The 22,684-nt window shown below is 70.2% G+C and carries 23 protein-coding genes and 1 pseudogene; 17 read left to right on the forward strand and 7 right to left on the reverse strand.

Annotation, left to right across the window (positions count from 1 at the left end; genetic code table 11):
- Nucleotides 1-18 precede the first annotated feature (18 nt).
- The 3 genes from ABD073_RS08300 to ABD073_RS08310 all read left to right on the forward strand — a co-directional run bounded on the left by ABD073_RS08300 (nt 19) and on the right by ABD073_RS08310 (nt 1,747).
- Nucleotides 19-774 (forward strand): sulfite exporter TauE/SafE family protein, encoded by a 756-nt coding sequence (locus tag ABD073_RS08300; protein WP_343873574.1) that lies wholly within the window; start codon nt 19-21, stop codon nt 772-774.
- 175 nt (nt 775-949) lie between these two features.
- Nucleotides 950-1,198 (forward strand): hypothetical protein, encoded by a 249-nt coding sequence (locus ABD073_RS08305; RefSeq protein ID WP_343873575.1) that lies wholly within the window; start codon nt 950-952, stop codon nt 1,196-1,198.
- 87 nt (nt 1,199-1,285) lie between these two features.
- A complete protein-coding gene (locus ABD073_RS08310; RefSeq protein WP_343873576.1) occupies nt 1,286-1,747 on the forward strand; it encodes a hypothetical protein in 462 nt (153 codons plus the stop codon).
- Here the strand turns inward: ABD073_RS08310 and ABD073_RS15550 are convergent.
- Both ABD073_RS15550 and ABD073_RS08320 read right to left on the reverse strand, forming a co-directional pair.
- Nucleotides 1,744-2,364 (reverse strand): annotated as a pseudogene (locus ABD073_RS15550) (hypothetical protein); the annotation flags it as partial. The gene ABD073_RS08310 and the pseudogene ABD073_RS15550 overlap by 4 nt on opposite strands.
- On the reverse strand, nt 2,361-3,362 hold the full coding sequence (locus tag ABD073_RS08320; RefSeq protein WP_343873578.1) for an ABC transporter ATP-binding protein: 1,002 nt from the start codon (nt 3,360-3,362) through the stop codon (nt 2,361-2,363). The pseudogene ABD073_RS15550 and the gene ABD073_RS08320, both read right to left, overlap by 4 nt.
- A gap of 95 nt (nt 3,363-3,457) precedes the next feature.
- Here ABD073_RS08320 and ABD073_RS08325 point away from each other — a divergent pair, with 95 nt between their 5' ends.
- Entirely contained in the window at nt 3,458-4,303 is an 846-nt protein-coding gene (locus ABD073_RS08325; RefSeq protein ID WP_343873580.1) for a TetR/AcrR family transcriptional regulator, read from the forward strand.
- Here the strand turns inward: ABD073_RS08325 and ABD073_RS08330 are convergent.
- The 4 genes from ABD073_RS08330 to allB are packed head-to-tail and all read right to left on the reverse strand — an operon-like array spanning nt 4,273 to nt 8,959.
- Entirely contained in the window at nt 4,273-5,094 is an 822-nt protein-coding gene (locus ABD073_RS08330) for a MurR/RpiR family transcriptional regulator (RefSeq protein WP_343873582.1), read from the reverse strand. The two genes, ABD073_RS08325 and ABD073_RS08330, sit on opposite strands and share 31 nt — an antisense overlap.
- Nucleotides 5,091-6,374, reverse strand: a complete 1,284-nt coding sequence (locus ABD073_RS08335; RefSeq protein ID WP_343873583.1) for an allantoate amidohydrolase — start codon at nt 6,372-6,374, stop codon at nt 5,091-5,093. Before ABD073_RS08335 ends, ABD073_RS08330 begins: the two co-directional genes overlap by 4 nt.
- Nucleotides 6,371-7,606, reverse strand: a complete 1,236-nt coding sequence (locus ABD073_RS08340; protein ID WP_343873584.1) for a pyridoxal-phosphate-dependent aminotransferase family protein — start codon at nt 7,604-7,606, stop codon at nt 6,371-6,373. Before ABD073_RS08340 ends, ABD073_RS08335 begins: the two co-directional genes overlap by 4 nt.
- Nucleotides 7,607-7,621: 15 nt before the next feature.
- Nucleotides 7,622-8,959: an allantoinase AllB gene (allB, locus tag ABD073_RS08345; protein WP_343873585.1), complete on the reverse strand. Its 1,338-nt coding sequence runs from the start codon at nt 8,957-8,959 to the stop codon at nt 7,622-7,624.
- Between the two features lie 183 nt (nt 8,960-9,142).
- On the opposite strand from allB, the gene ABD073_RS08350 reads away from it, so the two are divergent.
- From ABD073_RS08350 to ABD073_RS08370, 5 genes are all read left to right on the forward strand, one after another.
- Entirely contained in the window at nt 9,143-10,672 is a 1,530-nt protein-coding gene (locus ABD073_RS08350; protein WP_343873586.1) for an NCS1 family nucleobase:cation symporter-1, read from the forward strand.
- Nucleotides 10,669-11,406 carry an aspartate/glutamate racemase family protein gene (locus ABD073_RS08355; RefSeq protein ID WP_343873587.1) on the forward strand — a complete coding sequence of 246 codons (738 nt, stop codon included), beginning with the start codon at nt 10,669-10,671 and terminating at the stop codon, nt 11,404-11,406. Before ABD073_RS08350 ends, ABD073_RS08355 begins: the two co-directional genes overlap by 4 nt.
- A gap of 150 nt (nt 11,407-11,556) precedes the next feature.
- Nucleotides 11,557-12,549 (forward strand): type IV toxin-antitoxin system AbiEi family antitoxin domain-containing protein, encoded by a 993-nt coding sequence (locus ABD073_RS08360; RefSeq protein WP_343873588.1) that lies wholly within the window; start codon nt 11,557-11,559, stop codon nt 12,547-12,549.
- A 155-nt stretch (nt 12,550-12,704) separates the two neighbouring features.
- Nucleotides 12,705-13,259, forward strand: coding sequence for a hypothetical protein (locus ABD073_RS08365; protein ID WP_343873589.1), 555 nt, complete (start codon nt 12,705-12,707; stop codon nt 13,257-13,259).
- A 587-nt stretch (nt 13,260-13,846) separates the two neighbouring features.
- A complete protein-coding gene (locus ABD073_RS08370) occupies nt 13,847-14,302 on the forward strand; it encodes a hypothetical protein (RefSeq protein ID WP_343873590.1) in 456 nt (151 codons plus the stop codon).
- Between the two features lie 173 nt (nt 14,303-14,475).
- On the opposite strand, the gene ABD073_RS08375 is transcribed toward ABD073_RS08370, so the two are convergent.
- Nucleotides 14,476-15,852, reverse strand: coding sequence for a cation:dicarboxylate symporter family transporter (locus tag ABD073_RS08375; RefSeq protein WP_343873591.1), 1,377 nt, complete (start codon nt 15,850-15,852; stop codon nt 14,476-14,478).
- A gap of 131 nt (nt 15,853-15,983) precedes the next feature.
- Between ABD073_RS08375 and clpS the strand changes: the two genes are divergently transcribed.
- The 8 genes from clpS (at nt 15,984) to ABD073_RS08415 (ending at nt 22,669) form a co-directional block, all read left to right on the forward strand.
- Nucleotides 15,984-16,298 carry an ATP-dependent Clp protease adapter ClpS gene (clpS, locus tag ABD073_RS08380; protein ID WP_343873592.1) on the forward strand — a complete coding sequence of 105 codons (315 nt, stop codon included), beginning with the start codon at nt 15,984-15,986 and terminating at the stop codon, nt 16,296-16,298.
- Nucleotides 16,298-16,897 carry a DUF2017 domain-containing protein gene (locus tag ABD073_RS08385; RefSeq protein WP_343873593.1) on the forward strand — a complete coding sequence of 200 codons (600 nt, stop codon included), beginning with the start codon at nt 16,298-16,300 and terminating at the stop codon, nt 16,895-16,897. The genes clpS and ABD073_RS08385 overlap by 1 nt, the downstream gene beginning before the upstream one ends.
- A 289-nt stretch (nt 16,898-17,186) precedes the next feature.
- Entirely contained in the window at nt 17,187-17,462 is a 276-nt protein-coding gene (locus tag ABD073_RS08390; protein ID WP_343873594.1) for a FeoA family protein, read from the forward strand.
- Nucleotides 17,459-19,528, forward strand: a complete 2,070-nt coding sequence (gene feoB, locus ABD073_RS08395; RefSeq protein WP_343873595.1) for a ferrous iron transport protein B — start codon at nt 17,459-17,461, stop codon at nt 19,526-19,528. Before ABD073_RS08390 ends, feoB begins: the two co-directional genes overlap by 4 nt.
- A complete protein-coding gene (locus ABD073_RS08400) occupies nt 19,525-19,812 on the forward strand; it encodes a FeoC-like transcriptional regulator (RefSeq protein ID WP_343873596.1) in 288 nt (95 codons plus the stop codon). The genes feoB and ABD073_RS08400 overlap by 4 nt, the downstream gene beginning before the upstream one ends.
- Nucleotides 19,813-19,860: 48 nt before the next feature.
- Nucleotides 19,861-20,676 carry a glutamate racemase gene (murI, locus tag ABD073_RS08405; protein WP_343873617.1) on the forward strand — a complete coding sequence of 272 codons (816 nt, stop codon included), beginning with the start codon at nt 19,861-19,863 and terminating at the stop codon, nt 20,674-20,676.
- A 264-nt stretch (nt 20,677-20,940) separates the two neighbouring features.
- On the forward strand, nt 20,941-22,032 hold the full coding sequence (locus ABD073_RS08410) for an S-(hydroxymethyl)mycothiol dehydrogenase (RefSeq protein WP_343873597.1): 1,092 nt from the start codon (nt 20,941-20,943) through the stop codon (nt 22,030-22,032).
- 22 nt (nt 22,033-22,054) lie between these two features.
- Nucleotides 22,055-22,669, forward strand: coding sequence for an MBL fold metallo-hydrolase (locus ABD073_RS08415; RefSeq protein ID WP_343873598.1), 615 nt, complete (start codon nt 22,055-22,057; stop codon nt 22,667-22,669).
- Nucleotides 22,670-22,684 lie beyond the last annotated feature (15 nt).

Consider the following 22,684-nt stretch of genomic DNA (forward strand, 5'->3'; position numbering starts at 1 on the left):
TGGTATACCATCGCGGCCATGGAGCTGTGGCACATCCTCGCCGTCATCGCAGCCGGCTTCGGCGCCGGTGCGGTCAACACCATCGTGGGCTCCGGCTCGCTGATCACCTATCCCGTGATGGTGATGCTGGGCGTGCCCCCGGTGAGCGCGAACATCGCCAATTCGGTGGGCCTGGTGCCCGGCTCCATCGCGGGTGCCTGGGGCTACCGCGGGGAGCTGAGCACCACCCACCGCAGCACCCTGGTCCGGCTCTCGGTGGCCTCCTGCCTGGGTGCGGTGATCGGTGCCTTCCTGCTCACGCAGCTGTCCAGCGCAACCTTCAAGATCGTGGTGCCCTTCCTGATCCTGTTCGCGGCCCTGCTGGTGGCCTTCCAGCCCCGCATCGCCCGCTCGCTGAAGCCGGCCGGGGGCACCCGGTGGACCGCCCTGATCGGCCTGGTCTTCGCCGCCGGCGTCTACGGCGGCTACTTCTCCGCCGCGCAGGGCGTGATCCTGCTGGGTGTGCTGGGCATCTTCCTGGCCGTCGGGATCCAGGAGCAGAACGCCATCAAGAACCTGCTGCAGTGCCTGGTCAACATCGTCGCCGCCATCTTCTTCATGGCCCGCGGCGCGATCCTGTGGGACTACGCCGCCCTGGTGGCCATCGGCTCCATCGTCGGCGCGCTGGCCGGGGCCTGGCTGGCCCGCCGCATCCCGCCCAAGGTCTTCCGGGTCTTCATCGTGGTCTTCGGCCTGTGCATGGCCGCCTACATGGGCTGGATGGCGGTGCGCTGAGCTCAGCCCACGTCGCGTCGACGAAAGCCTGCGAAGCCCACGGCCAGGAACAGGCAGAAGGTCAGCGCCAGCCAGCCCGGCCCAGTCCGGATCAGCGGCGGTGACGTGCGGCACATGGCGCAGCGGGCTGATCGCCATCGCCCAGTCCCACAGGTGCAGGGTCGGCCCCAGCAGGGTGATCGCGAAGGTGGCCACCACGGCCAGCCAGCCCACCATCCGACGCCGGGGAGCGGCCCCCACCACCGCGGTGCACAGCGCCACCAGCACCCAGACCGCCGGAACGGTGACCACCGCCTGCTGCAGTACGTCGCCGAAGGAGATCGACGCGTCGGCGTGTGAAGCCACCAGGGCCAGCGCGGTGCCGGCCACCAGCAGGCCGACGGCCGTCGAGGCCAGCGCCAGCACCACAGTGCTGGCCAGGTAGGTGGGGCGGCGCAGTGAGGCGGCCAGCAGCGGCTCCACCCGGAAACCGACCTCCTCGGCATGGATCCGCTGCACCATCCCCACGCCCATGATCGAGACCACGATGGCGATGATCTGCAGGATGGTGGCGACGAAGGAGGAGCGGATCTCCTCGGGGCGGACCGCGCCCTGGGCCAGCACCTGCGCCAGCGCGGGATTGCTGGCCACCAGCTCGCCCATCGAGCTGACCAGGCTGCCGAACATCGAGCCCAGCGCCAGGAAACCGACCATCCAGCCCACCACGGCGCCACGGTGCAGGTGCCAGGCCAGCGACCAGATGCCGAAGCGAGGGCCGCCGTGCGCCGGTCCGGGACGGGTGGACAGGTGGCCCTGGCCGAAGTCGCGACGTCCCTCCAGCCAGAAGGCCACCGCGATGCAGACCACGGCGAAGACCAGCGGCACCAGCAGCGGCCACCAGCGGTTGCCCGCAGCAGGGCGGGTCTCGGAGAGCCAGCTGAAGGGGGTGGCCCAGCGGGTCCACTCCGGCAGGTCGGGGCTGGAGTCCACGTAGCCGCGCAGGGCGTAGCAGGTGCCCAGCACCGCGATCGCCAGGCTGGAGGCGGTGCGCGAGTCGGCACCGATCTGGCAGCAGATGGCGGCCACCCCGGCGAACATCAGCCCGGAGGCGGCATAACAGGCCGACTGCAGCGCCGTGGCGGCCATGGTGGCCCCGAAGGCGACGGTGAGCAGCCAGCTCACCAGGCCCAGCGCCAGCGAGGCGATGGCGGCCAGGCCGACGGCGACGGCCAGTCGGGCCTGGCGGCCCAGCACCCCGGAGGCCAGCAGCTCGGCCTGCCCGGAGTCCTCCTGGCTGCGGGAGTTGCGCACCACGACGAGGATCGCCATCAGCCCCGCGAACATCGAGCCCAGCATCAGGGCACGCCAGGCGTTGAAGCCCTCCGGCGTCATCAGGTCACGGGCCTGGCCGAAGACCAGGCCGAGCGCCGGGTTGATGCCCAGGCTCATCGAGAGCTGGGCTCGTTCGGCCGTCGTGTCGATGATCCAGCGGTAGGCGATGATCGAGGTGGCCGAGAGCACGCTGATCAGCAGCACCCAGGGCGCGATGTTCCTGCGGTCCTGCTCGGCGGTGGCACGCAGCAGGAGTGGAGCACCCGTGGCGGCGCTCATCGGCCCACTGACCCCTCGTACTGGCTCAGGAAGAGCTCCTCCAGCGAGGCCGGCGTGACGGTCAGGTTGCGGGCCCCGAGGTCCAGCAGGGCCTGGACGGCGCGGTTCACCTCGTCGGGCGCGACGGTACCGCTCAGCTGCAGCTGCTCGGAGAGATGGACCTCGCTCAGCATGGCCAGCTCGTTGTCGAGCGGGGCCCGGTCCAGCACGGCACCGATGCTCACCCGGGCCTGGCTGCGCAATTCATCGAGGGTGCCGGTCTGCACGATGCGCCCGGCGCGGATGATGCTCACCCGGTCGGCCAGCGCCTCCACCTCGCTCATGATGTGGGAGCTGAGCAGCACGGTGCGGCCCCGCTCCTTCTCGCACGTGATCTCGTCGGTGAAGACGGCCTCCATCAGCGGGTCGAGGCCGCTGGTGGGCTCGTCGAGCACCAGCAGCTCGGCGTCGGAGGCCAGCGCGGCGATGATCGCCACCTTCTGCCGGTTTCCCTTGGAGTACTGGCGTCCGCGCTTGGTGGGCTCCAGCTCGAAGCGTTCGATGAGCTCGTCGCGGCGCTGCTCGTCGATGCCGCCGCGCAGGTTGCCCAGCAGGTCAATGGCCTGGCCGCCGGACAGGCCGGGCCAGAGCACCACGTCGCCCGGCACGTAGGCCAGCCGGCGGTGCAGCTCCACCACGTCGGTCCAGGGATCGCCGCCCAGCAGGCTGGCGGTGCCGGCATCGGGGCGCAGCAGGCCCAGCAGGACGCGGATGGTGGTGGACTTGCCGGCACCGTTCGGCCCCAGGAAGCCCATCACCTCGCCGCGGCGCACGTCGAGGTCCACCCCGTCCAGAGCGGTGAAGGAGCCGAAGCGCTTCACCAGGCCCTCGGTGCGGATCACCGACTCGTCGCTGAGCGGGCGCGCGGCCGGCCGTGGCGGTGGGGGAGCCACCGGCTGCCGGCGCTGTTCGGGCTCGTCGTCCTCGAGCAGGGCGTGCCGCATGGGTACCTGGTTCATCGTCCGCTCCTGTGGGGGTGCTCTGCGCCACGCGTGTGACACATCGCAACAGTAACACCCGATACGTGTGTCAGGTAGTGCAGTAGGGTCGTCCCATGGATCTCGAGGTGCCGCAGGAGTTCGTCGACGCCGCGGTGCGGGCCGCCGCCCGCTCCGGGCGTGACGTGGCCGACGTGAGTGTTGCCGAGATCGCCCGCGCGGCGGGGGTGTCGCGCAGCACCCTGCTGCGGCGGCTGGGTGGCACCAGGGCGCCGCTCGACGAGGCCGTGGCCGCCGCCGGTGTGGAGCTGGGCGGACGCGCTCCGGTCAAGGAGCGTGCCCTGGAGGCGACCGCCTGGCTGCTGGACGAGACCGACCTGGCCTCCACCACCATGGAGGCGATCGCCGCGCGCGCCGACTGCTCGGTGGATGCCCTCTACGCCGCCTTCCGTACCCGCGACGAGCTGCTGGCCGCCACCTTCGAGCGCTTCAGCCCGCTGCCGGCCGTGGAGCAGTGGGCGGCCCAGCCCCATGAGGACCTGCGCAGCGCGGCCGAGGGCTTCTACCAGCGCGTCGTGGAGGGCATGAATAGCAGGCCGCGGGTGGAGGCGGCCGTGGCCGCGCAGGCCCTGGGGCGGGGCAGCGACCCGGCCGCCCAGGCCGTGGTGCGCTTCGGGGCGCCTCGGATCATGGCCGCCTTCGGTGGCTGGCTGGCCGGGGAGGTGGCCGCCGGCCGGGTGCGCGACCTGCCGCTGCCGCTGCTGCTGCAGCAGTTCGGCGGCCCCATCCTGTTCCACGTCGCGATCAACCCGGTGATGTCCGGGGTGCTGGGCCCGGACCGGGCGGTCAGCTCGGAGCAGGCGGTGCGCACGCTGGCCGACAACTTCCTGCGCGCGGTGGCCACCCCGGCCTTCTGGGAGCAGGAAGCCGCTCAGTCGGAGAGCTCGTCCAGCTCCTCGTAGAGGTCCTGGATCTGGCGGGCACGGGCCGCGGCGGGCTCGCCCAGCACCGTGGCCAGCTCGTCGGCCAGGGCACTGACCAGCGCCATCGCGGCCGCATAGGACTGCACCGCGCCGACGCCCTCGGTGGGGCACTCCAGCCAGATGTCGGCCTGGGTGCCGTTCAGCCGGGCCGACTCGTCGGCCACCAGCACCACGCGGGCGCTGGACTCGGTGAGCGTCTCCAGCAGCGCCTCGAAGCCGGCGGCGCGGCGACGGAAGCCGAAGAGCAGTACCACGTCGTCGTCGCCCAGGTCCACCAGTTCCTCGCCCAGGGTCTGGCCGGGCTGTGGTGCCAGCACCACGCCGGGGCGCAGCTGGGCCAGCTGGGTGCGGCAGTGCAGCGCCACCGGGTAGGAGTTGCGCAGCCCGATCACCACCACCCGCGGGGCGCGGGCCAGGATGCCGGCGGCATCGGCCAGGGCCGCGGGGGAGGACAGGGCGCGCGAGATGTTGGCCGCCTCCTGCTCCATCCGGTCGCGCAGCGGCTCGTCGGGCAGCACCAGCGGAACCCCGCGGCTGCGCAGCGCCCGGGCCTCCTCCTTCACCTCGACGAAGGAGGAGTAGCCCAGGCTGCGGAAGAGCCGGCTCACCGTCGCGCGGGAGACCCCGCTGGCGTCGGCGATCTCGGCGGCGCTGCAGGCGGCCAGGTCGTCGATCCGCTCCAGGACCACGCCGGCGGCCTTCTGCTCCTGCGGCGGCAGCTCGGCGAAGTGCCGTCGGATCCGCTGGTGCAGCCCTGCGGTGTCACTCACGAGTGCTGGGCGGCGACGGCCCAGACGGCCGCCTCGAAGGCGTCCAGCGCCACCGCGACGTCCTCGGTGAGCACCGACTCGTCGGGATGGTGGCTGATCCCGTCGTGGCAGCGGGTGAACAGCATCGCCACCGGGCAGACGTCGGCCACCGCCATGGCGTCGTGGCCGGCGCGCGACCAGATCACCATCGGCTCCTCGTCACCCGCGGCGCTGGTGATGCCGGAGGTGATGGCGGCGCGCAGCTGCTCGTCGCAGACCACCGAGTGGGCGGCGTGCATCTGGACGCTCTCCAGCTCCAGGCCGCGGGCGCTGCACAGCTCCGCCATGGCATCGGCGATCTCGTCCCAGGCGCCGTCGCGGGCCTCGTCGGTCTCCGCGCGGAGGTCCAGCGAGAACCGGGCGACGCCGGGCACCACGTTCACCGCGCCGGGCTCGACCGTGATCTGCCCGACGGTGGCGATGACGCCCCGACGACGGCCGATCTCCTCGATGGCGACCACGGCCTCCGAGGCGCCCACCAGGGCGTCATGGCGCTTCTCGTAGGGGGTGCCGCCGGCATGGCGGGCCTCACCGGTGATGGTGATCTCCATCCGGCGGGCGCCCGCGATGATGCTCACCACGCCCAGCGGACGATCGGCGGCCTCCAGGTAGGGGCCCTGCTCGATATGAGCCTCCAGGTAACCCACCAGCTCCTCGCTGCGACGGGCCGCCTCGTCCACCCGCTCCGGGTCCAGGCCGAAGTCGCGGAAGGCCTGCTCCAGGCTGATGCCGTCGGCGTCCTGGAGCGGCCACAGGTCCTCGCTCCAGGTACCGGCGAAGGCCCGCGAGCCCAGCAGGGTGGAGCGGAAGCGCACGCCCTCCTCCTCGTGGAAGGCGATCACCTCCAGCGCGAAGGGCAGCTCGGCGGCGCGCGGCGCGATCCGTCGGGCGGTCTCGATGGCCAGCAGGACGCCCAGGATGCCGTCATAGCGGCCGGCATCGGGGACGGTGTCCAGGTGGGAGCCGAGCACCAGGGCGGGCAGCCCCGGCTCACGGCCCTCGATGCGCCCGCAGCGCGAGCCGGCGGCGTCCAGCCAGGTGGCCAGGCCGGCCTCGTTCATCCAGCGCTCGGCCATCTTGTCGGCAGCCATGTGCTCGCGCGAGAGGTAGACCCGCTCGATGCCGTCTTCACGGCAGGAGAGCTTCGCGATCTCGTCGCAGCGCTGCATGATCTGCTCGGCGGCCTGCTGGCTGGTGGGGGCGGGTGCCTCGTCGACGATCGGGGTGGGGGTGGTGCTCACTTGTTCTCCTCGTAGTGCGCCAGGGCGGCGTCGACGCCGGCATTCGGGGTGGTGGTGAAGCCGAAGCGGCGCAGTTCCGCCTCCAGCGCCACCAGCGTGGTCAGCACGGCATCGCGACGGGTGTTGTAGCCCATCACGCCCACCCGCCAGATCACGCCGGCCAGCGGACCGAAGGAGGTGCCGATCTCGATGCCGTAGTTGGCCAGCAGGCTGGCGCGCAGCTCGTCGCCGGCCACGCCCTCGGGGATCTTCACGCCGATCACGTTGTTCATCCGGTTCGCCTGGTCTCCGAAGAGCTCCAGGCCCAGGCCGGACAGGCCCGCGGCCATCGCCCCGCCGTGCAGCTGGTGGCGGGCCACCGCCGCATCCATCCCCTCGGCGGCCAGCAGGCGGGCGCACTCGCGGGCGGCGTAGAGCATCGAGGTGGCCTCGGTATGGTGGTTCAGGCGCTGCGGGCCCCAGTAGTCCATCACCATGCCCAGGTCGAAGTAGTTGCTGGCGATGCGCACGCCCTGGCCCTGGCTGCCGTCGGCGATGCCGGCCTCGACGTGGCGACGCCCGCGGATCACCTCGGCGGCCCGCTCGCTGATCGAGATCGGCGCGGAGCCCGACGGACCGGCCAGGCACTTCTGCAGCCCGGCGGTGGCCACGTCGATCTGCCACTCGTCCATCCGGAAGGTGTTGCCGCCCAGCGAGGCAGTGGCGTCCACATAGGAGAGCACGCCGTGGCGACGGCAGATGGCGCCGATGCCGGCCAGCGGCTGGTTCATGGTGGTGGAGGTGTCGCCCTGGACGGTGGCCAGCAGCTTGGGCCGGTGCTCGACGATGGCGGCCTCGATCTCCTCGTCGGTGAAGACCGTGCCCCAGTCGCGCTCGATGGTGACCACCTCGGCGCCGACGCGCTCGGCGATCTCCTGGAGCAGCAGGCCGAAGCGGCCCATCACCGGCACCAGCACCTTCTCGCCGGGCTCCACCAGGGAGACGATCGCCGCCTCGATGGCGGAGCGGGAGGTGCCGTCGACGAGCATGGTGGCCCAGTTCTCGGTGACGAAGACCTGGCGGTACAGCTCCATGGTCTGGTTCATCAGGTCGGTCATCCACGGGTCGTACTGGCCCACGAGGGCGGCAGACATGGCGCGGGTGACGCGGGGGTCGGCATTGATCGGGCCGGGGCCCATCAGCAGCCGGGTGGGCGGGTTGACCTGCTGGTGCTCATTCGGGTCGAAGCTCATGCGATGGTGCCTTTCTCAGTTGGTGCGCAGGAAGTCGCGGCCGGCCAGGCTCGCCACGGGGGCCATCGGCTGGCCCTGCGAGACGAGCTGGCCGCGGAGCCACACCTGCTCGAAGCGGCCGGACAGCTGCGCGCCGTCCCAGGCCGAGATCGGATTCTTGTGCGCCAGGTCCACCACGCTCACCTCAAGCGCGGCACCCGGGCGGTAGAGCGCCAGGTCGGCGTCGTGGCCCTTGGCGATGGCGCCCTTGCCGGGCACGCCCACCACCTGGGCGGTGTTGGTGGCCATCCAGCGGGCCACCCGCTCCGGGCCGAAGCCGCGCAGGGCGGCGTGGTGCAGCACGGCGGAGTAGCCCACCTGGAGGCCGGCGATGCCGCCCCAGGCCAGCTGCAGGTCCCCGTCGCCCTTGAACTTCTGCTCGGCGGTGGCGGGGGAGTGGTCGGTGACCACCATGTCGATGATGCCCTCGTCCAGCGCCGCCCACAGCTCGTCGGCATTGCCGGCGTCGCGGATCGGCGGGCAGCACTTGAACTGGGGCGAGGCGTCCGGGATGGTCTCGGAGGCCAGGCACAAGTAGTGGGGGCAGGTCTCGACGCTCAGCGGCAGGCCCTCGGCGCGGGCCTCGGCCAGCAGGTCCAGGGCGCGGGCGCTGGACAGGTGCAGCAGGTGGGTGCGGCAGCCGGTCTCGCGCACCCCGTCGATGACCTGACGGATGGCCACCAGCTCGGCCTCGTCGGGGCGGGAGGCGAGGAAGTCGGCATAGGCCTTCGAGCCCTGGTGCGGGGCGGACTCGATGGTGTGCGCGTCCTCGGCGTGCACGATCAGCAGGCCGTCGAAGCCGGCGATCTCGCGCTGTGCGGCCAGGAACTGCTGCGGGTCCAGCGGCTCGAACTCGTCGACGCCGCTGGGCAGCGTGAAGCACTTGAAGCCGAAGACGCCGGAGCGCCACAGCTCCTCGAGCCGGCCCAGGTTCTGCGGGACGGCGCCACCCCAGTAGCCCAGGTCCACCGAGAGCTGGCCCTCGGCGGCCTCGCGCTTGGTGACCAGCGCCTCGGGGGTGGTGGTGGAGGGCACGGAGTTGAGCGGCATGTCGAGCACGGTGGTGACGCCGCCCAGGCTGGCGGCCAGGGTTCCGGTGGCCAGCCCCTCCCACTCGGTGCGGCCGGGCTCGTTGAGGTGGACATGGGTGTCGACGCCGCCGGGCATCAGCACCACCTGGTCGTCCAGCTGGACGTCGGCCTCCGGGTCGGTGCCGGGGCTGACGGCAGTGATCCGGCCGTCGGCGATGGTGAGGGTGGCGGCCTGGAGCCGGTCGTCGACGACGGCGAGCTGCGCGCTGATGGTGGTGCTCATGGTGTCCTCCTGATGGCCCCCTCGGGGCGGTGAACCAATCGTTTCACCTCGGCCCGTCGGATGGAAATGGGGTCCTGCACCCTTACGCTGGGGCGAGCCAACGGCGCAGGAGACTGCAACACGGCTGAAACACGAGGCGTGCAGATTGTGCCGAAACCAAGATTTCAGGACTGGAGACACCCCATGGCAGACCACGAAGAGGTGATGTCCGCGCTCCGCGCGAACCCCGACATCCACGTCGGTCCCGACTACCACCCGGACCTCACCAATGACGACCTGGCGCCGCTGAAGAACCAGAAGTGGTCCTGGTACAACATCTTCGCCTTCTGGATGAGCGACGTGCACTCGGTCGGTGGCTATGTCACGGCGGGTTCGTTGTTCGCCCTGGGGCTGGCCTCCTGGCAGGTCTTCATCTGCCTGATCGTCGGCATCGTGATCGTGCAGCTGCTGGCCAACATCGTCGCCAAGCCCAGCCAGCAGGCCGGCGTGCCCTTCCCGGTGATCGCCCGCAGCTCCTTCGGCGTCAAGGGCGCGAACGTGCCCGCCGTGATCCGCGGCCTGATCGCCGTGGCCTGGTACGGCATCCAGACCTTCCTGGCCTCCGAGGCGGTGCTGATCGTGCTGCTCAAGCTGTGGCCCGCCCTGGGCCCTTGGGCGGACAAGACCCAGCACGGCTTCCTGGGCCTGTCCGCGCTGGGCTGGCTGGCCTACATGATCCTGTGGCTGGCGCAGGCCTTCGTCTTCTGGCACGGCATGGAGTCCATCCGCCGCTTCATCGACTGGGCCGGCCCCGCCGTCTACGTCGTGATGTTCGCCCTGGCCATCTACCTGGTCTGGAAGGCCGGCATCGGCAACATCAACCTGACCCTGGGCAGCGTGAAGTTCTCCGGCCTGGGCGCCATCCCCACCATGCTGATGGCCATCAGCCTGATCGTGAGCTACTTCTCCGGTCCGCTGCTGAACTTCGGTGACATCTCCCGTTACGGGCGCACCATGGGCGACGTGAAGAAGGGCAACTTCTGGGGCCTGCCGATCAACTTCACCCTGTTCAGCCTGCTCACCGTGATCTGCGCCGCCGCCACCGTGCCCGTCTACGGCGAGCTGATCACCGACCCGGTGCAGACCGTCGGCAAGATCGACAACACCTTCGCGCTGGTCCTGGGTGCCCTCACCTTCGCGATCGCCACCGTCGGCATCAACATCGTCGCCAACTTCATCTCGCCGGCCTTCGACTTCAGCCACGTCTCGCCGCAGCGGATCAGCTGGCGCACCGGCGGCATGATCGCCGCCATCGGCTCGGTGCTCATCACCCCGTGGAACCTGTACTCCAACCCGCAGATGATCCACTACACGCTCGACGTGCTGGGCGCCTTCACCGGTGCGCTCTTCGGCATCCTGGTGGTGGACTACTACTGGGTGAAGAAGCAGCGCGTGGACGTCGACGAGCTCTACACGATGGATCCCTCGGGCCGCTACTGGTACACCAACGGCGTCAACATGCGCGCCGTCTGGGCCACCGTCATCGGCGGGCTGGTGGCGCTGGCCGTGATGTTCCTGCCGGGCGCCTTCTTCGCCCAGGCGCAGAACTACACCTGGTTCATCAGCGTGCTGGTGGGTGGCCTGGCCTACTGGCTGCTGCCGGCCCATGCCGACGAGCACGGCCACTACGACCAGGCCGATCGTGGCCTGAAGACGGGGGCGACGCGCGCATGAGCATCCGGATCCGGGTCATCAACCCCAACACCTCGGCCTCGATGACCGAGGGCATCGCTCAGGCGGCGCACGCCGTCGCCGCGCCTGACGTGGTCATCGAGGCGGTCAACCCCACCATGGGGCCGGTCTCCATCGAGGGCCACTACGACGAGGCGCTGGCCGTCCCCGGCGTGCTGGACGAGATCCGCAAGGGCGTCGAGGACGGCGTCGACGGCTTCGTGCTCGCCTGCTTCGGCGACCCGGGCATGGACGCCGCCCGTGAGATCGCCGGCGGTCGTCCGGTGGTGGGCATCGCCCAGGCCGCGATGCATCTGGCCGCTCTGGCCGGGCGCGGCTTCGCCGTCGTCACCACTCTGTCCCGCACCGCCGGCCGGGCCTGGGACCTGGCCGAGGCCTACGGCTTCTCCGCCAAGTGCCGCGAGGTGCTGGCCTGCGAGGTGCCGGTGCTGGACCTGGACGGCGTCGCCGAGCAGAAGGTGGCCGAGCTCGCCAAGGAGGCGCTGACCCACGAGGGCGTTGACTCGATCGTGCTGGGCTGCGCCGGCATGGCCGAGATGGCCGCTGCCGTCACCGAGGAGGTGGGTGCCCCCGTGATCGACGGGGTGACCGCCGCGGTCGGCCTGGTGGAGGCCATGGTCCGCGCCAAGGTGCCCACCGCCAGCAAGCACGAGTGGGCCGCGCCCCGCCCGAAGACCTATGTCGGCCTGCTGGAGGGCTTCAGCATCGCCGAATGAGCCGTCACGGACGCCGAACAGGCGTCCAACGCGATTGCGTGGAAACTTTGGGTCGATAGGTGTCCCAAAGTTTCCACGCAATTGTTTTCCACAGCCGTGGGCGAACCGAGGAATTGTCCACAGCGCGCGAGGGGAGGCTGGCGTTGGGGGATGGCAGGGCGCACCGTGGTCGGCATGCCCGCGACCCGTAACCTCCCAGCCGATGTCACCACGCTTGCCCACCTGCAGGCTGGAGTCATCACCCTTGACCAAGCAAGAGGACTCGGCATGAGCCCCTCGAGCGTCAAGACGATGCTGCGTCGCGGCACATGGGTCCGGCTGGGGCGGAACGTCTTCGCCACGCACTCAGGTGATCCGGGCTGGCAGAGCCGTGCCTGGGCAGCCGCGCTGATGGCAGGGGACGGGGCGATGCTCGCTGGCCGCTCGGCCGGGCATCTTCAGAAGCTGGTGAGCGACGAACCGGAGTCATTGCACGTCGTCCTGCCGGCCAATCGTCGGGTCCGCGACTATCCCGGTGTGTACTTTGAGCGGAGACGACATCTGCCCCGGCCGGTGGGGCTGCTGCCTCGGACACCACCGGCTGTGACCGTGGTGGACCTGTGCGCGATGGAGCCACGACGCACCGTCGAGTGGGCCACCACAGCGCTGCGGGAGCGGCTCGTCTCACCCAAGATCCTGCGGGCGGAGGTGGACTCCCGTGCCTTCCTGCCCACCACGCCGCTGCCCGTTCGAAGCGTGTTGACGGATCTGCTCGATGACGCGCAGGGACTTGAGTCCCCGCTGGAGGTGCTCTATCGGGAGCGGGTGGAGAAGGCGCATGGTCTTCCCACCGGCACGCGTCAGGTGAGGCGGGCCGGAGGGCGGGCCGATGTCCTCTATGAGGAGTTCGGGCTGCTGTGCGAGCTCGACGGGCGCCTGCACGACCTGACCTCCGCGGTCTTCCGCGACCTGAGGCGTGACAATGCGGCATCGGTCGATGGTCTGTGGACGCATCGTTACGGCTACCACGACGTCTACGGCCAGGCCTGCGAGACCGCCTTCCAGGTGGCGACCAAGCTGCACCAGCTCGGATGGCAGGGGATGGGGCACCCCTGTCCCAGCTGTCGGTCGGCGGGACTGTGGCTGCCGGCATGGGCGGCCTGAATGTGCTGACCGCATTGTGGACAAAGGTGAATTCCGTGTCCTCACAGGGATCTCAGGATGGCTGGTCAGCACTTGTCCACAGATGCGCGATATCACCCTTGGCATAACGCCTGCCCGATGACATGTTGGTGGAGTTCCAGCACCCCGGAGGCATCATGAAGAAGCTGATTGCGCCGTTGCTCGCGGCCACCCTGCTGGTCGCCTGCAGCCCCGCCGACCAGCCCGCCAGCAGCCCGACGCCGACCCCGCCCGCGCCGTCCGCGACCCCCTCTGACCCGGCCCAGGACCCGCTCTACCTAGAGGCAGTCGAGGTCTACAAGGCGTACTTCGCGCAGATGCAGAAGATGGAGAGTGCCAACTTCCCGCAAGCCCAGATGCCCGCAGAGTGGGATCAGTGGCTGGCCGGGACGATGAGGGAGACTGTTTCAGAACTGGTTAAGGAATCGTACCGACTGCGTGGGGAGTCTGACGTTCGCGGAGCCACCACGCTTACGTACGTGAAGCCTGACCCTGATGCTTCGGTCGCAGGTTCTATCACTGCGATTCGAGTCTGTGCTGATTCACGGCAGATTGAGCTGCTCGACAAGCGCGACGGACGGGTGATCGGTCACGGGCCGCTGGTGTACAAGGAGATCTTTTTCAAACGGTTCGATGGCAAACTCAAGGGATTTGTCCAGACCGTGAAGGACGTTGAGCAATGCCCGGCCTAAGAGTCTGTGGACTGTTGACAGGCCTATTAGTCGGCGTGGTTTTCCCCTGCACACTGCCAGCCCGAGCCGAGGAGTCTACGGAGCCAGGCAGTGGGGATCATAATTATCGAGCGCTTCTTGGCCAAGGGAGCGTCACTGTTTCAGGCACTCGGCGCACGGTGACATCGCGAGTCCGCAGCTCGACCTATCGCCCGCCTGCTCCATCCACCGCCGCAGTGCAGCGGCCCACATCAGGTGGAGTACCCCAGGGGTGGCCTGCGGCTCCGATCCGGCGGAGCGGAGGATCCGGCGCCCGCTCTGCTGCTGTACCGGCCGTACCCAGTCTGTCCTTCACCACTGGGCTGGCCAGCATCGCCAGGACGGGCGCTCGGGCGGACTACTACGTGAGGCGGCTCTACACCACCGGATGCATCGCCTCGGCGACCCACATGTGCGGCATGGAGGACGTGGGGACGCTGCGGTTCCCGGCGCAGGAGGCCGCGGCCGGTGTCTCGCGCATCGCGGTGCCAGCCCCAGGGTCCGTGCCCGCGCCAGCCGGTGGAAGCCCGGCGGCGGGCCAACCCGCCCCCGCGCCAGTCGTCGACGTGGTGACCGTCATCCAGCAGGCCGTCGCCAATGTCCAGCTCCCGGAGCCCGTCCTTCACCTGGGGCCGGAGCCCACCGACAACGAGTGGAAGATGCTGGCCGTCGGGCTCCCGGTCTGGTTCTGGACCGACCAGGACGCCGAGGTCGACGGCACCACCACCCAGCAGGGGATCACGGTGCGCCTGGTGGCCCGACCGGTCGAGACCACCATCGACACCGGCGACGGGGAGACCGTCACGTGCACCAGCTCGACACCGCGCCCGGCTGGCGAGCAGGCCATGAAGCCCTCACCTGACTGCGGGCACACCTGGCTCAAGCCCGGCAACCACCGCATCACCGCCACCGCCGTCTGGCAGGTCGACTGGGAGGTCCTGGGAGCCAGCGGCAGCGTGATGATGGACCGCAGCACCACCCGCACCGTCGAGGTGGGCGAGCTCGTCTCCGTCGTCGTCAAGTAGTCGCGGGCAGGTGGCGGGCTCGCGCAGCGCCCCGAACGGCCACCGTGCGCGCTCGGCGACTGCTGACCGCGAGGCAGTACGCCCCGGCAGGGGACGGCGCCCAAGGCCCGTTGGCCGCGCTGCGTCGGGTGGTGTCGGGGCCGCTCGGTCCTCCCACGCGCGTCGCTCTGCGCTCAGGCGGGCGCCGGTCCCGCCTGCGCACCACCCGCGGCCTGCGCCTCCTGGGCGGCGAGGTCGGCCTCCAGGATCGCGTCGAAGTCGTCGGGGTGGCCGGCGAAGGCACGCTGCATCCGCTCGTAGTCCAGAGCCCGCTCGGAACGGCTCACCACGAAGGTGGCCACGCAGTTGCCCAGCAGGTTCACGAAGACTCGCATCGAGTCCATGATCCGGTCGGCTCCCAGCAGCAGCGCGACGCCCGCCACCGGGTAGATCCCGAGCGCCGTGGCGGTGGCGCTCAGCGCCAGGAAGCTGGAGCCCGGCACGCCGGCCATGCCCTTGCTGGTCAGCATCAGCACGCCGATCATGGTCAGCTGCTGGGTGAGCGTCATGTCCACGCCGAAGCCCTGCGCCAGGAAGATCGAGCAGATGGCCAGGTAGATCGTCGCGCCGTCCAGGTTGAACGAGTATCCGGTGGGGACCACCAGGCCGGTCACCGCCTGGCTGTTGCCCGACTGCACCAGCTTGGTCATGATCCGGGGCATCACCGCCTCCGTCGAGGCGGTGCCCAGCGCCAGCAGGAATTCGTCCTTGCAGAAGACCACGAAGCGCCAGATGTCCACCTTCGCGTAGAAGCGGGCGATCGCCCACAGCACCACCGCGAACAGGGCAGCCGCCAGGTAGCAGCACAGGATCAGCTTGCCGAAGGAGCCCAGGGTGCGCAGCCCGTACTGGCCGATGATGTAGCTCATGGCGCCCAGCGCGCCCAGCGGCGCCACCCGCATGATGTAGCCCATCAGCTTGAAGAGCACCTCGGTGAACTGCTCGATGACACCCCGCACCTCGCGCGTGCGCTCGGCCGGCAGCTGGCTCAGTGAGATCCCGAACAGGCAGGCGAAGAGCAGCACCGCCAGCAGGGTGTTCTCGGCGAAGGCCTTGACCACCGAGTCCGGGATGATGTTGAGCAGGAACTGGGTGGTGTGCGGCAGCTCGGCGCCACCGGTCTTCTTCTCCAGCGACTGCTCGCCGGCCGCCAGGACCTCGGGATCGATGTTGAAGCCGCGGCCGGGCTTGAGCAGGTCCGCCACCGCCATGCCGAAGACCAGGGCGAAGGTGGTCACCACCTCGAAGTAGATGATCGCCTTCACGCCGATCCGGCCCACCGCCTTGGCATTGCCCACGCCCGCGATGCCGTTGACCACAACACAGAAGATCAGCGGCGCGATGATCATCTTGATGAGCTTGATGAAGGCGTCGGCCAGCGGCTTGAGCTGCTTGCCCAGACCGGGCCACAGCGCGCCGATCAGGATGCCCAGCAGCACGCAGACCACCAGCTGGGCGAACAGTGACCGGTACCAGGGGGTGCGCACGGACGCGGCGGGGGAGCTCATCATGATTCCTTTCCTTGGACGAGGGCACCCTAGGCGTGCGCGGCACCCTGCGGGGCACGGTCCTCCATCGTGGTCACAGGGTCGGCTCGAGCTGGGGTGAAGACGGCTGCCACCGCGTGCGCCACAATGGAGCCATGACCACGCCTGCGACGCCCGAGACCACGCCCGCCGGCGGTACCGCCGTCGCGGACCGCGTCGAGGAGGACGTCGAGACCAGCAAGCCCTGGGTCTGCCTGGTCTGGGACGATCCGGTCAACCTGATGAGCTATGTCACGCACGTCTTCGTGACCTATTTCAACTATCCCCGCGAGAAGGCCGAGCAGATGATGCTGACGGTGCACAACGAGGGCAAGTGCGCCGTATCGAGCGGCGGGCGCGAGGAGATGGAGCGCGACGTGAATGCCATGCACGGTTTCGGGCTGTGGGCCACCATGGAACGGGCCAGCTGATGCGTGGCATCGAGCGCGAGGACGACCGACTCGTCATCCACTTCGACGCCGACGAGGCCGCCGTGCTGACCAGCACCGTCGACCAGCTGGCGGAGCTGCTGGCCGAGCACCAGCCCTCGGCTGCCCTGGCGCAGCAGGCCAGCGAGCCCGACCCGTTCGCGCGCTGGGAGGCCGAGTTCAGCCGCGACCAGGCTCCCACCATCGAGCACTTCGACGAGGACCTCGATGACGAGGTGGACCCCGTGGTGCGGCGGCTCTTCCCCGATGCCTATCCCGACGATCCCGCGGCCTCGCACGACTTCCGGCGCTTCACCCAGGCCGAGCAGAGCAGCCAGAAGATGGCCGAGGCCCGCATCGTGCTCGACGACCTCGAGAGCACCGACCGTCGCGGGCGGTGCCGGGTGCCCGACGCTCACGTCCAGGCCTGGCTCAAGACCCTCACCGCGGTGCGCCTGGCGCTGGCCGTGCGGCTGGAGATCAGCGACGAGATCAGTGCGGACGAGGCGGCCCAGCGGCCCGATGACGACCCCCGCGCCTGGTTGCACGAGATCTACCAGTGGATCGGGTGGGTGCAGGAGAGCCTGATCGACGCGCTGTGAGGCATGCGGGTGAGCTGCGAGCCGGTGGGCGAGCAACCCCGAGATGGAGCTCGCCCACCGGCGGATCCGCAACGGAAGCAGGGCCTCCAGTACGGGAACAGTGAGCATAACCAGCCGTTGCGGCCGGATCGTGACCGTCGCGAGGCGTGTCGTCGCCTACGAGGAGCGCGGGACATCGGTCTTCGTGGTCCCGGGTCGAGGCGCGGGTGCAGCGAGTTCCCACGGCCCAAGCGGTGAAAAGTGGACCCCGCTGACAAAGGTATGCCTTACCTCACCTAGTGTGGTCGCCATGAGCCCCACGATGACCCTGGCAGAGGCGCCCTTCGGCGAGTCCCTCACCCTGATGCGTGCCGAGGGGAGCCCCGACCTGTGCCGTCGACTGGCTGCCCTGGGCCTGCGACGCGGCGCCCAGCTCAGCCTGGTGCACCGTACGGCCGGGGGCGGCCGGGTGGTCAACGTGGCGGGCTCCAGGATCGCCCTGGACCGCGGGATGCTGCAGCGGCTGCACGCCGAGCCCAGCGTCGAGACCCTGGCCCGCGTCGGTGGGGCGAAGGAGCCGGCATGAGCATCGACCAGGACTCCCCGGCCCTGCTGCAGATCGGCACCCGCAAGCCGATCCTGTCCGCCAAGGCCTGCTGCAATGACGATCCCGGTGCCGGCGCGGGTGACCAGGCGCCCGTCGTGGCGCTGGTCGGAGCGCCCAATGTGGGCAAGTCCACCCTGTTCAACGCGCTGACCGGCTCGCGCGTCACCATGGGCAACTGGCCCGGCACCACGGTGACCGTCTCCCGCGGCATCTGGCGCACCACCGTCGCGGGCCGCACCTGCGACTGCGAGGAATGCCATTGCGGCGCCGCCAGCGCCGACCGGCCCCTGGACCTGACCCTGATCGACCTGCCCGGCGCCTATTCGCTGGACCCGATCAGCCCCGACGAGGCCCTCACCCGAGAACTGCTGGTGGACGGTCCGGCCGACGAACTGCCCGACGTCACCGTCGTGGTGGCCGACTCCGCCCATCTCGCCCGCAGCCTCTACATCGTCGCCCAGCTGCGCGAGCGCGCCCTCAAGCTGGTGGTGGCGCTCACCATGACCGACGTGGCACGCAGCCGCGGCATCGAGGTGGACACCTTCGCCCTGTCGGAGGCGTTGGGCTGCCCCGTCGTGGCGCTGGATCCCCGCCACCGCAGGGGAGCGGACAACCTCACCCGGCTCGTGCACCAGGCCATCGACGCCCCACCCGCCACACCGCGCACCATCGACGTCGAACCCGATGCCGCGCTCCCGGTGCTGGAGCAGGACCTGCTGCGCGAGGACGAGCGCTTCGCCTTCATCGAGCAGGCGGTCAGCGCCGGCACCCGCGACTCCGGCGAGGCCCGCGCCTCGATGTCCGACCGGGTGGACCGCTGGGTGACGGCCCCGGTGGTGGGCCCGCTGGTCTTCATGGCCGTGATGTGGTGCGTCTTCCAGGTGACCACGGTGGTCGCCGCCCCGCTGCAGGACGCCCTGGACGGCTTCTTCTCCGGCCCGGTCAGCGACGCCGCGCGCACCCTGCTGGGCGCCATCGGGCTCGGGGGTGGCTGGGTGGAGGGGCTGCTGGTCGACGGCCTGGTGGCCGGCGTCGGCATGTTGCTCACCTTCGTGCCCTTGATGGCGCTGATGTTCGTGCTGCTGGCCCTGCTCGAGGACTCCGGCTACATGGCCCGTGCCGCCGTCGTGACCGACCGCATGATGCGTGCCATCGGGCTGCCCGGTCGCGCCTTCCTGCCCCTGGTGGTGGGCTTCGGCTGCAATGTACCGGCCATCTCGGCCACCCGGATCCTGCCCCAGGAGCGCCAGCGCATCCTCACCGCACTGCTGGTGCCCTTCACCAGCTGCACCGCTCGGCTCACGGTCTACGTGCTGGTGGCCACCACCTTCTTCGGGCGCTGGGCCGGCACGGTGGTCTTCGCGATGTACCTGGTCAGCATCCTGATGGTGGTGCTCTGCGGCCTGGTGCTGCGCAAGACCCTGTGGCGCACCATGGGCACCGATCCGCTGGTGCTGGACCTGCCCGCCTACCAGGTGCCCACCGCACGGCTCACCGCCTCGGTGGCCTGGGTGCGGCTCAAGGGCTTCCTGCAGACCGCCTCGGGCATCATCGTGGCCACCGTCTGCGTGGTCTGGCTGCTGCAGGCCACCCCCGCCGTCGGCGGCCAGCGCTTCGGCGAGGTGCCGGTGGAGGACTCGGTCTACGGCGTGGCGGCGCAGGCCGTCACCCCGGTCTTCGCGCCGGCCGGCTTCGACCAGTGGCAGACCACCTCCGCGCTGGTGGTGGGCTTCGTCGCCAAGGAGGCGGTGATCAGCTCCTGGGCGCAGACCTATGCGGTGGACGAGCCGGAAGAGGGAGGCGATCCCGGCAGCCTGGGCCAGCGGATCCGGGCCGACTTCGAGAACTCCTCGGGCGGGCACCCGCTGCCCGCGGTGATCGCCTTCCTGGTCTTCCTGCTGGGCTACACGCCCTGCGTGGCCACCCTCGCCGCGCAGAAGCGGGAGATCGGTTGGCGCTGGACCGTCTTCGGGGTGGTGATGCAGCTGGCCGTCGCCTGGCTCGGCGCGGTGGCCGTCTTCCAGGTGGGAAGGCTGTTCTGGTGAGGCCGCTGGCGGCCGTCCTGCAGGCCTTCCAGCAGGGAGCCACCAGCCTCGACGAGGTGGCGCGGATGGCCGGCCTGGACCGCGAGGTGGTGGGTGCCGGCGTCGAGCACCTGCGACGGATGGGGCGCATCGAGGCCAGGGAACTGTCCATGGGCTGCCCCAGCGGCGGCTGCGGCAGCTGCGCCTCCGGCACCGACGAGGGGACCGCTGGTTGCGGTGCCGCGGCCCCGTCGGCGACACGCAGCGGACCCGTGCTGGTGCAGCTCAGCCTGCGACGAACCTAGGATGGGTCGAGCCGTGGCGAGGCCAGGGCTGAAAGGAACAGGCGCGTGATCCCCTTCGAGTCAGACATCGGCAGCGATGCGCCGATCGGCATCTTCGACTCCGGATTCGGGGGCCTCACCGTGGCCCGCGCCGTCGTGGACCAGCTGCCCAACGAGGACATCATCTACCTGGGCGACACCGCCCGCACGCCCTACGGCCCCCGGCCGATCGCCGAGGTGCGCGCCTATGCCATCGAGTGCATGGACCGCTTGGTCACCCACGGCGTCAAGGCGCTGGTGATCGCCTGCAACTCCGCCTCCTCGGCGGCCCTGCGCGACGCCCGCGAGCGCTACGACCTGCCCATCATCGACGTCATCATGCCCGCCGCCCGGCGGGCCGTGGCCGCCACCCGCAACAACCGGGTGGGCGTGATCAGCACCCTGGCCACCGCCACCTCGCGCTCCTACAACGACGCCATCACCGCCGCGCCCCAGGTCACGTTGACCACCCAGCCCTGCCCGCGCTTCGTCGAGTTCGTGGAGGCCGGGATCACCGGCGGGGACGAGCTGCTCGCGGTGAGCCGGGAATACCTGGCGCCGCTGCAGCGTGCCGACATCGACACCCTGATCCTGGGCTGCACCCACTACCCGCTGCTCTCCGGCGTGATCAGCTATGTGCTGGGCGACGAGATTAGCCTGGTCAGCTCCTCCGACGAGTGCGCCAAGGCCACCTACCAGGTGCTGCAGCGCCGCGAGCTGCTGCACCACCAGCCCCGTCAGGCCCAGCGGCTCTTCCTCACCACCGGTGACCCCACCGACTTCGAGGGCATCGGCTCGCGCCTGATGGGCGGTTTCGTGCAGGACGTGCAGAAGATCACGCTCTGAGCGCTCGCCCGGGGCCGGTGAAGGTGCTTGCCGGGCCGAGGCGAGCTATCGTCGAGGTGCCTGATTGGCCGGCGCTGGAGGCGCCGTCGGTTTCCCTCGACTGACAGGAGTTCACCATGTGCAAGAAGGTCACGTGCGACCGCTGCGGCAAGCCCACCTGGGCCGGGTGCGGCGAGCACATCGAGCAGGCCCTCGCGGACGTCAAGCCGCAGGACCGCTGCACCTGCCCCCGCTGATCGCACCAGACCGTAGAGGAGTCGGCACATGCCGCAGACCGTGAAGGGCGTCATCGCCCGCGCCAAGGACGCCGAGCTGGAGCTGGTGGACATCGTCGTCCCCGATGCCGGGCCGGGTGAGGCGCTGGTCAAGGTGCAGGCCTGCGGCGTGTGCCACACCGACCTGCACTACCAGCAGGGCGGCATCAACGACGACTTCCCCTTCCTGCTGGGCCACGAGGCCGCCGGCGTGGTGGAGGCCGTCGGCCCCGACGTCACTTCGGTGAGCCCCGGTGACTACGTGGTGCTCAACTGGCGGGCGGTCTGCGGCCAGTGTCGCGCCTGCCTCAAGGGCGAGTCCTGGTACTGCTTCAACACCGCGAACGCCAGCCAGAAGATGACCCTGGCCGACGGCACCGAGCTGACCCCCGCCCTGGGCATCGGCGCCTTCGCCGAGAAGACCCTGGTGGCCGCCGGGCAGTGCACCCCGGTGGACGAGAAGGCCGAGCCCGCCGTCGCCGGCCTCCTGGGCTGCGGCGTGATGGCCGGCCTGGGCGCCAGCCTGAACACCGGTGCCGTGCGACGCGGCGAGTCGGTGGCCGTGATCGGCTGCGGCGGCGTGGGCATGGCGGCCATCGCCGGTGCCGTGCTGGCCGGGGCCACCACCGTCGTCGCGGTGGACACCGACCAGCGCAAGCTGGACAAGGCCGTCGAGCTGGGTGCCACCCACACCGTGCTCTCCGGCAAGGACGTGGACGTGGTGGGCCAGGTGCAGCAGATCTGCGACGGCCACGGCGCCGACGTGGTGGTGGACGCCGTCGGGCGTCCCGAGACCTTCCAGCAGGCCTTCGAGGCCCGCGATCTGGCCGGTCGCGTCGTGCTGGTGGGCGTCCCCACGCCGGAGATGACCTGGGAGACCCCGCTGATCGAGATCTTCAGCCGGGGCGGGGCGATCAAGTCCTCCTGGTACGGCGACTGCCTGCCCAGCCGGGACTTCCCGATGCTGGTGGAGCTGTGGCTGCAGGGCCGGCTGCCGCTGGACGCCTTCGTCACCGAGCGGATCGCGCTCGACGAGGTGGAACAGGCCTTCGGCAGGATGGAGACCGGCGACGTGCTGCGCAGCGTCGTCGTGCTGGACTGAGCGCGCCAGAGCTGGGAGAGAGATGGGCAACGTCAGGATCGACCATGCCGTGGTCAGCGGCACCTTCAGCCTCGACGGCGAGGTGCACCAGGTGGACAACAACATCTGGGTCCTCGGCAACGACGCGCAGTGCGTGGTGATCGACGCGCCGCACGACGTGTCGGCGATCGAGCAGGTGGTGGGGGACCGCAAGGTGCTCGCCATCCTGTGCACCCACGCCCATGATGACCACGTCCGCGTGGCACCCGAGGCCGGTGACCGCTTCGAGGCCCCGGTCCTGCTGCACCCCGACGACGCGGAGCTGTGGAGCCTCACCCATGGCGACGTCGAGCCCGACGGCGCGCTGGCCGACGGCGACGTCTACGAGGTGGCCGGCGTGAAGCTGGAGGTGCTGCACACCCCGGGTCACTCACCGGGCGCCTGCTGCTTCTACGTGCCCAAGCTCAGGACCGTCTTCACCGGCGACACCCTGTTCAAGGGCGGCCCGGGCGCAACCGGCCGCTCCTTCTCCAGCCGCGATGTGCTGGAGGACAGCATCCGCCGCCAGCTCTTCCCGCTCGACGACGAGACGCGGGTGCTGCCCGGCCACGGCGAGCCCACCACCATCGGTGCGGAGGCGGAGCTGCTCGGCAACTGAGCGCCCGCATCCCCC

This window comes from Luteococcus peritonei, from assembly GCF_039526385.1.
In the GTDB taxonomy this organism is placed as follows: domain Bacteria; phylum Actinomycetota; class Actinomycetes; order Propionibacteriales; family Propionibacteriaceae; genus Luteococcus; species Luteococcus peritonei.

What these genes read in the sequence shown, in the direction of transcription:
- ABD073_RS08300 (WP_343873574.1), top strand. Translation starts at nt 19, where the DNA reads ATGGAGCTGTGGCACATCCTCGCCGTCATCGCAGCCGGCTTCGGCGCC.
- ABD073_RS08310 (WP_343873576.1), top strand. Translation starts at nt 1,286, where the DNA reads ATGATCGAGACCACGATGGCGATGATCTGCAGGATGGTGGCGACGAAG.
- ABD073_RS08320 (WP_343873578.1), bottom strand. Translation starts at nt 3,362, where the DNA reads ATGAACCAGGTACCCATGCGGCACGCCCTGCTCGAGGACGACGAGCCC.
- ABD073_RS08325 (WP_343873580.1), top strand. Translation starts at nt 3,458, where the DNA reads ATGGATCTCGAGGTGCCGCAGGAGTTCGTCGACGCCGCGGTGCGGGCC.
- ABD073_RS08340 (WP_343873584.1), bottom strand. Translation starts at nt 7,606, where the DNA reads ATGAGCTTCGACCCGAATGAGCACCAGCAGGTCAACCCGCCCACCCGG.
- allB (WP_343873585.1), bottom strand. Translation starts at nt 8,959, where the DNA reads ATGAGCACCACCATCAGCGCGCAGCTCGCCGTCGTCGACGACCGGCTC.
- ABD073_RS08350 (WP_343873586.1), top strand. Translation starts at nt 9,143, where the DNA reads ATGGCAGACCACGAAGAGGTGATGTCCGCGCTCCGCGCGAACCCCGAC.
- ABD073_RS08355 (WP_343873587.1), top strand. Translation starts at nt 10,669, where the DNA reads ATGAGCATCCGGATCCGGGTCATCAACCCCAACACCTCGGCCTCGATG.
- ABD073_RS08360 (WP_343873588.1), top strand. Translation starts at nt 11,557, where the DNA reads ATGGCAGGGCGCACCGTGGTCGGCATGCCCGCGACCCGTAACCTCCCA.
- ABD073_RS08365 (WP_343873589.1), top strand. Translation starts at nt 12,705, where the DNA reads ATGAAGAAGCTGATTGCGCCGTTGCTCGCGGCCACCCTGCTGGTCGCC.
- ABD073_RS08375 (WP_343873591.1), bottom strand. Translation starts at nt 15,852, where the DNA reads ATGATGAGCTCCCCCGCCGCGTCCGTGCGCACCCCCTGGTACCGGTCA.
- clpS (WP_343873592.1), top strand. Translation starts at nt 15,984, where the DNA reads ATGACCACGCCTGCGACGCCCGAGACCACGCCCGCCGGCGGTACCGCC.
- ABD073_RS08385 (WP_343873593.1), top strand. Translation starts at nt 16,298, where the DNA reads ATGCGTGGCATCGAGCGCGAGGACGACCGACTCGTCATCCACTTCGAC.
- ABD073_RS08390 (WP_343873594.1), top strand. Translation starts at nt 17,187, where the DNA reads ATGAGCCCCACGATGACCCTGGCAGAGGCGCCCTTCGGCGAGTCCCTC.
- feoB (WP_343873595.1), top strand. Translation starts at nt 17,459, where the DNA reads ATGAGCATCGACCAGGACTCCCCGGCCCTGCTGCAGATCGGCACCCGC.
- ABD073_RS08410 (WP_343873597.1), top strand. Translation starts at nt 20,941, where the DNA reads ATGCCGCAGACCGTGAAGGGCGTCATCGCCCGCGCCAAGGACGCCGAG.
- ABD073_RS08415 (WP_343873598.1), top strand. Translation starts at nt 22,055, where the DNA reads ATGGGCAACGTCAGGATCGACCATGCCGTGGTCAGCGGCACCTTCAGC.